Raw genomic sequence first — 12,145 nt, 5'->3', positions numbered from 1 at the left:
ACGCCTGTGGCTGACGTAGTAACCGATTTTTCCGCGCCGATGACCAGCGGCCAGACCTTCCAGCTGTCCGGCCGTCCGGCCCGTTACACCGTGCTGTTCTTCTACCCCAAGGACAACACCCCCGGCTGCACCACGGAAAACATCGCCTTCCGCGACCTGCACGCGCAGTTCGCCGCCGCCGGCGCCGAGATCTACGGCATCAGCCGCGACTCGCTGCGCTCGCACGAAAGCTTCAAGGCCAAGCTGGGACTGCCGTTTGAGCTGATTTCGGACCCGGAGGAAGCGGTCTGCCAGCAGTTTGGCGTCATGAAGATGAAGCAAATGTATGGTAAGACTGTGCGCGGCGTTGAGCGCAGTACGTTTGTGATTGACGCTCAAGGCCAATTGGTGAAAGAATGGAGAGGCGTGAAGGTGGCGGGTCACGTCGACGAAGTGCTGGAATTTATCGCGCGTCAGACTTAAGCATTACGATGCGCGTTGCGGTTCCGGTTTGCTCAACCAGCAGGAACTTACGCACATTTTGAGTCATCACTGTACCTCTTACCCTCCTCGGTGGCCAGCCGGCCACCTTGCGGTACTCACCGGGCTGGAACCATGCCCATCGGCAGTCTTTCACCTGTTTTCCGTTAAAGCATCCACCCCATGCGGCCGCGCGCCCCATGGCGGATTCCTCCTTTATTTTTCCAATTGAGATCCTGATGCCACTGCCAAAAATACCTAGTAAGCCAGCGACTATACTGTTGGCAAAAGATTACCCCAAGGCCAGCGGCCGCGTAACGCCTGCCCTCGCGGCAGTCGCCGACGTCGCACCGGAGCCTGCACCAGCGCCGAAGAAGGCGGCGACCGTTAAACCAGTACCCGCAGCAAAGAAACCAGCAGTAGCCAAAACCCCAGCCGCCAAGGGCAAAGCCGTGGCGGCCGTCCTGAAGGCCGCGCCGGCGGTGCTGCAAGCCGCCGCCGACACCGTCGAGGCCAAGGGCAAGACCTCGCCACGCGGCAAGGTCACGCCGATCACGGCCGAGGCGCCGCATCCGGCCAAGCACAAGCTGAACGAGGTGACCATCAAGTCCTCCACCAGCCGCCACGCCGACCAGACCGGCGCCACCAAGATGTTCGTGCTGGACACCAACGTGCTGATGCACGATCCATCGTCGCTGTTCCGCTTCGAGGAGCACGACGTCTACCTGCCGATGATGACGCTGGAAGAGCTGGACAACCACAAGAAGGGCATGACCGAGGTGGCGCGCAACGCCCGCCAGGTGTCGCGCACGCTGGACGCGCTGGTCTCCAACACCGACGACGACGCCATCGAGAACGGCATCCCGCTGTCCAAGCTGGGCAACAAGGACGCCAAGGGCCGCCTGTACTTCCAGACCCGCCTGCAAACGGCGGAGCTGCCGGTCGGCCTGCCGTCGGGCAAGGCGGACAACCAGATCCTGTCCGTGGTGCGCTCGCTGGAGGCGGAGCAGGAAGGCCGCGCCATCGTGCTGGTGTCGAAGGACATCAACATGCGCATCAAGGCGCGCGCGCTGGGCCTGCCGGCCGAGGACTACTTCAACGACCACGTGCTGGAAGACACCGACCTGCTGTACTCGGGCATCGTGCAGCTGCCGGACGATTTCTGGAACAAGCACGGCAAGGACCTCGAATCGTGGCAGGAAAACAAGAACGGCCAGAGCGCCACGTTCTACCGCGTGACCGGGCCGTTCGTGCCATCGATGCTGGTCAACCAGTTCGTGTTCCTGGAGCCGAAGAATGGCGAGGCGCCGTTCTACGGCCAGGTCAAGCAGATCAACGGCAAGACCGCCGTGCTGCAAACCCTGCGCGACTTCAGCCACAACAAGAACAACGTGTGGGGCGTGACCGCGCGCAACCGCGAGCAGAACTTCGCGCTGAACCTGCTGATGAACCCGGAATGCGACTTCGTCACCCTGCTCGGCCAGGCCGGCACCGGCAAGACCCTGCTGGCGTTGGCGGCCGGCCTGGCGCAGGTGCTGGAAACCAAGCTCTACAACGAAATCATCGTCACCCGCGTGACGGTGCCGGTCGGCGAAGACATCGGTTTCCTGCCGGGCACCGAGGAGGAGAAGATGTCGCCATGGATGGGCGCGTTCGACGACAACCTCGAAGTGCTCAACAAGTCCGATTCCGATGGCGGCGAGTGGGGCCGGGCGGCGACGCAGGACCTGATCCGTTCGCGCATCAAGATCAAGTCGCTGAACTTCATGCGCGGGCGTACCTTCGTCAACAAGTTCCTGATCATCGACGAGGCGCAGAACCTGACGCCGAAGCAGGTCAAGACGCTGGTGACGCGCGCCGGTCCCGGCACCAAGATCATCTGCCTGGGCAACATCGCGCAGATCGACACGCCTTACCTGACCGAGGGTTCGAGCGGCCTGACCTATGTGGTCGACCGCTTCAAGGGCTGGTCGCACAGCGGCCACGTCACCCTGGCGCGCGGCGAACGCTCGCGCCTGGCCGACCACGCCAGCGACGTCCTATAACGATCTAAACTGTTTAGCTCGTTTCCCAGCCCCGCCCGCAGCGATGCCGGCGGGGCTGATTTTTTGTGGCTGTCGGGCGAAGGCAACAACGGCGTGCGAACGCCCGCCGGGCGGCCCTCATAGTACGAATGCGGTCCTTGCGGCAACACTCAATATCAATTACACAAATTGACGTTAACGGCATCCAAGAAAACGCTTGAAACCGGCGCCGACCTGTATAACACTAAACTCCCAAGTCATTGATTTTGCCCGTCTTTCGCGCCCTAGCTGAGGTTGAGACATCATGGACATCCCTATCCTGATCCAGAAGACCGTGGACGCCAAAAAGAAGTATGACGTGACGGTGCCGGACATCCCCGGCTGCGTCACCACCGGCGAGACAGTGGACAAAGCCATGAGCAACGCCACCAAGGCCATCTACGGCCACGTGGGCCTGCTGGTCGAGCAAGGCAAACCGTTCGAAATCCGCCCGTCCGAGGTTGAAACCCTGTCGCAGGAGCCCGACTACGCCGGCGGCATCTGGGCCCTGGTCAGCCTCGACCTGGCCAAACTGGACGACCCGCCGGAAGATTGAGCTTGACCTTCCCATCGCTGGAAGGATTAAAGTGTACTCATCGAAACTGTTTGAGGAGTGCGCGATGTATCAGCTTCAAGTCGAAAACATGAGCTGCGGTCACTGCGTGGGTGCGGTGACCAAGGCGGTGCAGGCCGTGGATGCGGCGGCCAAGGTGGAGATCGACCTGGCCACCAAGTCCGTCCGGATCGACAGCGGCGCCCCTCTGGCGCCAATCCAGGCCGCCATCGCCGATGCCGGCTATCCCGTCACCAGCGCGGCCTGACTATTTGTCCAGCTCCGGATAGCGGCGGAAAATGCCGGTCTCGTTGAACGGGATGCGGCGTTTGGATTGCAGGTAGGCGGCGATGTTGGGACGCGCCGCCACCTTGTCGTGCAGCGCGATCAGTTTGGGATACGAAGGCTCCAGCCGCGCCATGGTTTTCGGGAAGGCGTAACGCAACCCTTCGATCAGCTGGAACAGCGACAGGTCCACATACGACAGGCGCGAGCCCACCGCGTGCCCGCCCCGTACCACGCTCTCGAAATAATTGAGGAATTTCGGAATCCGCTCTTCGCGGAAATCCCTGGCGCGCGCTTTCGCTTCCTTCTTCTGGTCCTCGTAATACAGGTTGGTGGAAATCGGATGGTGCGTGTCGTGCGCCTCGCTGACGATGTCGGCGATCGTCAGCTGCAGCTGATTGGCCCACAAGCGCCCCGCCTCCGCGCGCGGCGCCAGCTTGTGCTTGGCGCCGAGGTACATCAGGATATTGGCGGTCTGCCCGATCAACAGATCGCCGGCCTTCAGCACCGGCGGCGCAAACGATGGATGATCGACCTTGCCTGCATCCAGGCTGGCGACGATCTTCGGCATGCCGTCCTTGCGCAACGCCATGTCGACGTACGGCACGCCGGCCTCCTCCAGCGCCAGCCGGACAAACTCGCCACGCCCTTGCAGGCCGGGCCAATACAAAAGTTGATAGCTCATGCGGCGATGGTAGCACCAACCCGCCGCTCAGGCCGCACCAATCAGGACTTGCCTGCCGCCATCGAGCTTGAACACACTCACGCAGCGGGTCAGGTTGCTGGCCTGGTGCTGCAGGGATTGCGAGGCAGCGGCGGCCTGTTCGACCAGGGCGGCGTTTTGCTGGGTAACCGCGTCCATCTGCGTGATGGCCTGGTTGACCTGCCCTATGCCGTGGGACTGTTCCTGGTTCGCCGCCGACATCTCCGTCATCATCCCGGCCACTTGCTTGATACTGTCGACCACCCGCAGCATCGTGTCGCCCGCCTCGGAGGCCAGCTTGCCGCCCTCGGCCACCTTGGCGACCGAATCCTCGATCAGGCCGCGGATTTCCCGCGAGGCGCCCGCCGAGCGCTGCGCCAGCGCCCTCACCTCGGACGCGACAACGGCAAAGCCACGTCCCTGCTCCCCGGCGCGCGCCGCCTCCACCGCGGCGTTGAGGGCCAGGATGTTGGTCTGGAACGAGATGCCATCGATGACAGCGGTGATTTCACCGATGTTCCTCGCCGCCGCGCTGATGGCTTCCATGGTGGCGGCCAGCTGCAGCACGTCGGCCCCGCCCTGGCTGGCCACCTGCGTCGCCGCGAGCGCCAGTTGATTGCCGTGGCGGGCGTTGTCGGCGTTGTGTTGCACCGCCGACGCCAACTGCTCCATCGACGACGCGGTCTCCTGCAGCGAGCTGGCTTGCTGCTCGGTGCGCGAGGACAAGTCCAGCGTGCCGACGGCGATCTGCGCGGACGCGGTGGCAATGGTGTCGGCGCCGGCGCGCACCGTGCTGACGATGCGCACCAGGCTGTCCCGCATGTCCCGCATGGCGTGCAGCAGCAATCCGGTCTCGTCTTTCGAGCCGTCGGCGATCACGCCGCTCAGATCGCCGCTCGCCACCGTGCGGGCGATCTCCACCGCCCGCCGCAGCGGCCGGGTAATGGAGCGCGTGATGTACCACGCCATGGCCACGGCCAGCACCAGCGCCGCCAGGGCCAGCCCCAGCACGATGTGCGCCGTGGAGCGGTACAGTTGTTCGGCCTGTATGCCGGTTTCGATCAGGCTGCTGTCCTGATGCTGGATCAGCGCCCGCGCGGCCTCCACGTAGCGCCGCTGGTCCTGCTGCACGCGGGTGCGCAGCAATTCCGACGCCTCGGGCTGGCTGCCGCCCTCGGCCAGCGCCACAAAAGCCTGCTGCGACGCGCCGTAGCTGAGGTTGGCCTCCTGGATCGCCTTGAACAGCGCCTTGCCGGCATTCGACTTGATCAAAGCGTCCAGCTTGTCGAGATCGGCCGCGAGCTCCTTGCCGTTGTCGAGCAGCGTCCGCCGCTCCTTGCCGATCTCCTCGCGGCCCGTCGGCGTGAGCATATTGCGCATGACGCTGGCATTGCGATTGACGAGATCCAGCACCTCGTATGCCAGCACCGTCTTCGGATATTTATCATCAACAATCCTTGCCGTGCGCTCGTGCAGCAGGCTCAGGCTCCAGATACTAAGCCCGACACAGCCGGCCATAAGCACCAGCAGCAGCGCGAACGCGCCACCGAGCCGGGTGCCGATTTTCCAGTCCTTGATTTTCATTTCATCTCCGCTCAGACGGCGGAAGACGTGATGGGAACCGCTTGCCGCCGACAATACTCAAGCGTACGGCAAGCCCTTGGCGCGGACTATCAGGCAATCCTGATTTTTCAGTCGGGAAACACCCATCCAGCCCGGCGCGGCGGTCACGGTTAGAAGACGGCCTTCACGGTCAGACGGAACGTGCGGCGTTCGGCCGGGTGGTAGTGGATATCGTCCACGCCTTCCGCCGGCTCGCCCGGCAGGCGCGAGGCGTAGTAGTAATCCACGTCGCTCACCCTGCGGTCGAACAGGTTGAAGGCGTCCAGCGACGCCGACCAGCGACGGTTGAACTTGTAGCCGACGCGCGCGTAAGCGATCGCCGTGGTGGCCGAACGCACGCTGTCATCCTCGATCAAAGGACGCGGGCCGAAGTAGCGCATCTGGAATGCCCCCGACCACGGACCCAGGTCCGTGATGGTCGCACCGAACGACGCCACCTTGCCAATCGCGCCGGGAATATAATCGCCGGCCGCGTCATGCTCGGTGTAGTGCCCGCGCGAGTAGGCCAGATCCAGGTCGAACAACAGCCAGGCGTTGGCGATGTAATGGTTGTTCCATTCGATGCCGGAACGGTAGCTGCCACGGCTTGGCGAAGTGTCGCCAGCGTCGCCGGAGAACACCAGTTCGGAATCCGAGCGCAGCTTCCACACGGCCAGCGAACTTTGCAGGCCAGGCAGGAACTCGGTGCGCGCGCCAATCTCCGCGCCGCGCGTCTTCACCAGCGGCGTGACGGGATCGATAGGCTCGCGCTCCTTCGGCGTCAGGTGCACCGTGGTGCCGCGCGCGTCGTTGCTGTGAAAGCCCTCGCCGTAGTTGACGAAGAATTCGGTCTTGGCCCAAGGCCCCAGCACCACCGAGAATTTCGGCGACGTGGTGCCGGCACTGACCTTGCCCGAGTTCTCCGCGATGTTGCTGTCCACATCGAAGCGATAACGGTCGTAGCGCAAGCCGGCCGTGGTACGCAGCCAGTCGCGCCACTGCACCGTGTTCTCCAGGTAGGCGCCCACGCTGCCCTCCTTCACGGTCGATTCGGAGATGGCGCGCAGCGGTTGCTGGTTGCGCGTGGCGTACAGCGAAAGCGGCGACAGATAATCGTAGCGGCCCTGCACACCCATCTTGTTGCTGACATCCAGCCCGCCCCAATGACTGAACCACGTCTGCGCCACATCGAAGCCACCCATGCGGCGCTTCTCGGTCTGGCGCCCTTGATCACCGTTGACCGGATCATCAAGGAAGTAAGTGAAGTCGTTGAACAGCGTCAGGCTCGATTGCACCAGGTAGCCGCTGGCCTGCAGCAGCGTATCGCTGCCGCGTTTGCGCAGCGCGGCGGACAAGCTGTAGCGCGAAGTGCGTCCGCCATCGCTGCTGTCGATCGCACCGTAGGGATCGAGCTCGCCAATCGCCACCGCGCGCAGCGGGATCTGCGTGCTCGCGTGCCACGCGCCCTTGTAGAACATGCCGGTCACGCTGAACTGGTCATCGCTGGCGCCCTGCGCGTAGCGCAGCACACCGAGGCTCTTGTGGAAAGCTTCCGGCGTCACCCACGGGCCATTGTTATGCGCCAGCTCCGCGCCGTACACCAGGTTTCCAGCGCCAAGCGGCGTGGAACCGGTCGCCACCGAACGGTAATACTGGTTCTCGCCCACCGTCACGCTGGCGGTGTTTTCTTTCAGCTTGTTCGCCAGCGCCATGTGCGCCGCGCCGGCCGACGCGAAGTCGCCTTCGTCGGCGTAGTACGGGCCTTTCTTGTAATTGATGCGGTCCACCAGTTCCGGGATCAGGAAGTTCAGGTCCGTATAACCCTGGCCGTGCGCGTGGGTGCGCATGTTGACAGGCATGCCGTCGACAAAGGTCGCGAAGTCAGTGCCGTGATCCAGATTGAAGCCGCGCAGGAAGTACTGATTGGCCTTGCCGTCGCCACTGTGCTGCGTGACGATCACGCCCGGCACAAACTCCAGCAACTCGCCCGGGCGCAAGGCCGGACGATTGGCGATCAGGTCCGCCGTCACCGCGCCCTGGCTGGCCGCGCCGGACGTGCCGACACCGTTGTCGTAGTGTCCGCGCACTTCGATGGTGGTATCGACGGTTTCCGCATAAGCGGCCAGCGGCAACACGGCAGCCAGCGCCACGAGGGACATCCGGATCATACAAAGCCTTTCAATTTGCGAAGTTTGTTACGGCGGCTGACATAACCCGCGCCCACCAGCGCGGCGGCAAGCGCCAGCAGCGCGAGCGTGCCCACGGTCTTTTGCACCGGTGTGAGGTTGGACATGGTTTGCATTTCAAAGCCGCTGACTTTGGCGTCCGCGGCTTCGGTCTTGATGTTGGCCGCCGGTCGCGGCGCGGGCGGTGGCTGAGTTTCAGCTTTTGCCTGAAGGGCTTTCAACTCGGCGGCGGCGTTTTGCATCGCCACCTGCGGTGACGGCGCCGCGCCACCCGCGCGCGCGGCGTTGGCGGCTCCTCGAATGATCGAGGCATTGGTGCCGACGTTTGGAACGAAGTCGGCGTTGAATTGCGGCGCTATTTTTAACGTCGCCTTGCTGCACGAGTCGGCACTGCACGACACGCCCGCGTCCTTGATGGCAGTGGCATTCATTTGCTCCAGTTTCCTGAACACCGCGTCGCTTGGCTTCCAGTAGCCACGCTCGATGGCGCTGAGCATACGATCGGTCACCGCCTGGAACGCGCGCAGGTTGCCGGCGGCCGCGAAGCGCTCGCGCACCTTCAGGCCATGGCGGTCCGCCACGTAGGTGTCGTACATGCGCTGCCACTTGCCGTCATCCACCACCTCGGGCACCGTCACCTGCCACGCCCACAGATAATCCACCACGCGATTGATGTAGCGTGCGCCGGAATAGCCCTCCTTCAGCATCGAGTCGGCCCAGCGCGGGTTCAGGTAGCGCGACTGCATCTCCTGGCCCATGTACTGCTCCAGCGTCTTGTGGGTGGCGCGGCGCGGATTGGCGAGGTCGCTCACCATCACCTCGGGCGTCTTGCCGTCCACGCTGCGGATCGCCATCGCGGTGCCGCCGAGGTACTGGAAGAAGTCGTCGTTATCCAGCGTCGCGAACAAATTGCTGGAGCGGCTGTGCAGCGCGATCTGGCTGCCGGACAGCGCCTGCTTGAACAGCGCGCGGCGCTGCTCCGGATTGGCCTTGTCATCGCCCCAGTAGCCGGCGCCGAACGGATGGCTCATGCGGTTGATGAACACGTCCGCCACTTCCTTCTCGTTCTGCCAGGCGTTGGTGAGCGGGATCAGCTTCTCGATCTGGGTGCCGTACGCACCACTCGGCACGCCGAAGATGCGCACCGACGCCATGCGCTGCGCCTCCTCAGCAGTGATGCCGCTCGCGGTCAACGCGGCGGCTGTCTTGCGGCTGTGGGCCGTCATGACGTTGCCGCCTTCATCGTCCTGCTTCTGCGCCAGCTGCGCCGCCTGGTCCATCAGCGTCAGCAAGTTGGGGAACAGGTCGCGGAACAAGCCGGAGGACACCAGCGTAACGTCCACGCGCGGGCGGCCCAGCTGTTTGCGGCTCAGCGCCTCCACGCCGGTGACGCGGCCACGCTCATCCCACGTTGGACGGATGCCCATCAGCGACATGGCCTGAGCTTCCATCACGCCCTCGTGGCGCGAAGTCTCCACGCCCCACAGATTCATGCTGAGCTTTTCCGGATAGACGCCATGGCGCTTGCGGTAATCATCCACCAGTTGCTGCGCCAGTTTGGCGCCGGCTTCGTAGGTGGTTTTGCTTGGAATGCGCGAGGGATCGAGGCCGAAGAAGTTACGCCCGGTGGGCAGCGCGTTCGGATTGCGCACCAGATCCGCGCTGGCGCCGGTCGGGATGTAGCGTCCGGACAGCGCCTGCATCAGGCGGTCCAGCTCCAGCTGCGCGCTTTGCTCGATATCCGCTTCCAGCTGCGCTATACGCTTGACCTTCTGCTCCGGGGTGGACGTGGTATCGAGGCTGACCACGGCGCGCGCGGTGGCGTTGCGCTGCTCGGCCGCAGGCGCCACGCCGAAGGTATGCAAGCCGAATGGCGTCAGCTTGTTGCCGGTGTCGTCGAGATACTCCTCCAATGCTTCCATGTCGGCTTCGGACTGCAGCGACGCCTTCTTCATGTCCTTCAACACGCCGCTCTTGGCGGCGAGGCGATTGATGGCTTTCAAGTGGCTGGCCGCCAGCAGCGGGCTTTTTTGTTCCGCCACGCGGTAGTCGTTGAGCAGTGCACCCAATTCGCGCAGATCGGGATTCAGGCCCGCCACATCGAACGGCGGCGTCATATGATCGATAATGGTCGCCATGCCGCGTCGCTTGGCCTGTATGCCCTCGCCCACGTCGTCCATCACGTAGGGATAGATGTTGGGCATGGCGCCCATCAGCGCCTCGGTCGGATCGGCCTCCGACAGGCCGGCCTCCTTACCGGTCAGCCACTCCTGCGTGCCATGGGTGCCGATGTGCATGACCGCGTGCGCCTGGAAGTCTTTTTGCAGCCACAGATAAAACGCGATGTACTCGTGCGAGGGCGGCATGCTGACCTCATTGTGCAGCTTCTCCAGGTTCTGCTCCCATGCGCGGCCTGGCTGCGGCGCCATCAGCACGTTGCCGAAGCGGCGCGCCGGATAAACGAAGAACGCCTCCCCCCTCACATTGCGCCACAGGACCGGCGCCTTCTCCGGTTTGCCCCACGACTGCTCGATCGAAGCGCGCAACGGCTGCGGCAGTTTGGCGAACCACTGCTGATAGTCGGACAGCGGCACCAGCAAGGCCTGGCCGCTTTCCGCCAGGTGCTTCAGGCCCGCCATGTAATCGCCCCTGGACTTGCCGGGATAATTGCCCCACTTCTGGATCTCGCCTTGCAGCTCGTCCTCGCTGGCCGGCAGCGCGTCGCCGGTGCGGTAGCCCTCATGCTTGAGGCGCTGGACGATTTGCCACAGGCTTTCCGGCAGCACGTTCAGATAGGCCGCGCCGATGGTCTCGGAGCCGTGCGGGTAGTTAAAGTAAATCATGGCCACGCGCTTGTCGGCGTTGGCCTGCTGGCGCAGCGCCAGCCATGCCGCCACGCGTTCGTTGAGACGTTCGATGCGCTCCGCGATCGGCGTCTCCTCCACGTAGGCCAGGCCGGTCTGCGCATCGCTGATGCGTTCGCGGCTGGCCACCACCGTCGGCTGGATCAGGCCCGCCGCCTCCGCGCCGGCCAGCTGCCAGGTGCGCTCGATGATATCGAGGCCCACCTTGGATTCCTGCCATTGCGTCAGCGATTGCTGGCTCAGGGTGATGGCGTTAATCGCCGGCACGCCGATCTGGTCCAGCAGCGCGCCAACGCTGGCGGTACCGCCCACCTTCATGCCCAGCGCGACGATCAGGTCCACGCGGCTCTTGCCGTTTTCGTCGAGCAGAAGCTTGAGCGGCACCTCATATGGATAGCCAAACACCGGCGCCACGTTGTAGCCGCTCGCCTCCAGGCGTGCGACGCTGGCGGCCAGCGGCAGCGTTTGCCCCGCCACCAGGCTGGCGCGATAAAACGGCACGGCGATCCATGGCGCGCCCGGCTTGTGATGCGCGTAGCCGCGCACGTAATCGTCAAAGCTGCCGACGGTGCGGTTGGCCTGCACATCGTACAGGCCCGATTCGGGCATCGCGTGCACCGGCGCCACGCCGACCTTGGAGCCAAAGCTGTTGCGCAGGATGTAGCGCAGCATATTGCCGATGTTCTCCACGCCGCCCTCGGCGTGATAAGCCTGGATGGTCTTATCATCGCGCACGCCCAGCTCGCGCAGGCTGTCATCGATGGAGCCAACCGCGAACACCGGCTTGCGCGCCTTTTGCAGCGCCTGCAACTCGGCGGTCAGGCCGGCCATGGCCTGGCGTCCCTTGACGCTGATGACCGCCACATCGGCGCTTGCCAACGCATTGCGGTCCGCCGGCGTCAGACCGTTCACCGGAACGATGCGGATGCTGAGATTAAGCTCCTTCAACTCGTCCCGCAAGCCGCGCACGGCCAGCACTGTCGGGCGCGATTCGACATCGCCCAGCATCAGCGCCAGCGTGCGCGGCGCCTGCGCCGAGTGCACGTGGCCGCCGACGCATAGCGACAACAGCAGTGCCGCCAACACCCATAACTTATTCCGGAACATAGATCACCTTCCCATCAGGCAGTTGGTACGCGGTGCCCAATCGTTTTCCGGAGCCGGACAGCGGCTTGTCGCTGACCTTGCTCACCTTGATCTCCGCGCCCTTCTTGGTCAGCACTTCCACGCGGCCGTCGGCGGTCTTCTTGGCGATGGTGACTTCGGAGTTCGGATCCAGCAGATCCATCATGTTCCAGGCCGAGAACAGCGCCAGCATCATCGCCACGATGAACACGATACTGGCGTCGAACAGGTTGGCCACGCCCGATAGCGGATCCTCGCCATGCTCACCGTGGCGGCTATAGCGATGCTTGTTCAGATAGCGCATG

General features: G+C 63.9%; 9 protein-coding genes. 4 read left to right on the top strand and 5 right to left on the bottom strand.

The window, feature by feature from the left end; all coding sequences use genetic code 11:
* Window positions 1–6 precede the first annotated feature (6 nt).
* The 4 genes from FHW83_RS18255 (at window position 7) to FHW83_RS18240 (ending at window position 3,343) form a co-directional block, all read left to right on the top strand.
* Window positions 7–462 carry a peroxiredoxin gene (locus FHW83_RS18255; protein ID WP_176647764.1) on the top strand — a complete coding sequence of 152 codons (456 nt, stop codon included), beginning with the start codon at window positions 7–9 and terminating at the stop codon, window positions 460–462.
* A 236-nt stretch (window positions 463–698) separates the two neighbouring features.
* Window positions 699–2,504 (top strand): PhoH family protein, encoded by a 1,806-nt coding sequence (locus tag FHW83_RS18250; protein ID WP_176647763.1) that lies wholly within the window; start codon window positions 699–701, stop codon window positions 2,502–2,504.
* Window positions 2,505–2,787: 283 nt separating this feature from the next.
* Window positions 2,788–3,078 carry a type II toxin-antitoxin system HicB family antitoxin gene (locus tag FHW83_RS18245; protein ID WP_176647762.1) on the top strand — a complete coding sequence of 97 codons (291 nt, stop codon included), beginning with the start codon at window positions 2,788–2,790 and terminating at the stop codon, window positions 3,076–3,078.
* A 64-nt stretch (window positions 3,079–3,142) separates the two neighbouring features.
* Entirely contained in the window at window positions 3,143–3,343 is a 201-nt protein-coding gene (locus tag FHW83_RS18240; protein WP_176647761.1) for a heavy-metal-associated domain-containing protein, read from the top strand.
* Here the strand turns inward: FHW83_RS18240 and FHW83_RS18235 are convergent, their stop codons facing one another.
* The 5 genes from FHW83_RS18235 to FHW83_RS18215 form a co-directional block, all read right to left on the bottom strand.
* Complete coding sequence (locus FHW83_RS18235; RefSeq protein ID WP_176647760.1) at window positions 3,344–4,045, bottom strand: glutathione S-transferase; 702 nt, start codon at window positions 4,043–4,045, stop codon at window positions 3,344–3,346.
* 27 nt (window positions 4,046–4,072) lie between these two features.
* Window positions 4,073–5,647, bottom strand: coding sequence for a methyl-accepting chemotaxis protein (locus FHW83_RS18230; RefSeq protein ID WP_176647759.1), 1,575 nt, complete (start codon window positions 5,645–5,647; stop codon window positions 4,073–4,075).
* A gap of 149 nt (window positions 5,648–5,796) precedes the next feature.
* Window positions 5,797–7,833: a TonB-dependent receptor gene (locus FHW83_RS18225; protein WP_176647758.1), complete on the bottom strand. Its 2,037-nt coding sequence runs from the start codon at window positions 7,831–7,833 to the stop codon at window positions 5,797–5,799.
* On the bottom strand, window positions 7,830–11,822 hold the full coding sequence (locus FHW83_RS18220) for a cobaltochelatase subunit CobN (RefSeq protein WP_176647757.1): 3,993 nt from the start codon (window positions 11,820–11,822) through the stop codon (window positions 7,830–7,832). Before FHW83_RS18220 ends, FHW83_RS18225 begins: the two co-directional genes overlap by 4 nt.
* Entirely contained in the window at window positions 11,809–12,144 is a 336-nt protein-coding gene (locus tag FHW83_RS18215; RefSeq protein WP_176647756.1) for a DUF2149 domain-containing protein, read from the bottom strand. The genes FHW83_RS18220 and FHW83_RS18215 overlap by 14 nt, the downstream gene beginning before the upstream one ends.
* Between the last annotated feature and the right edge of the window lies 1 nt (window position 12,145).

The sequence above is a fragment of the Duganella sp. SG902 genome (assembly GCF_013376005.1).
Lineage (GTDB): Bacteria > Pseudomonadota > Gammaproteobacteria > Burkholderiales > Burkholderiaceae_D > Rugamonas.
Note: the sequence above shows the minus strand (reverse complement) of the source record. Positions and strands in the feature narration are given on the sequence as shown.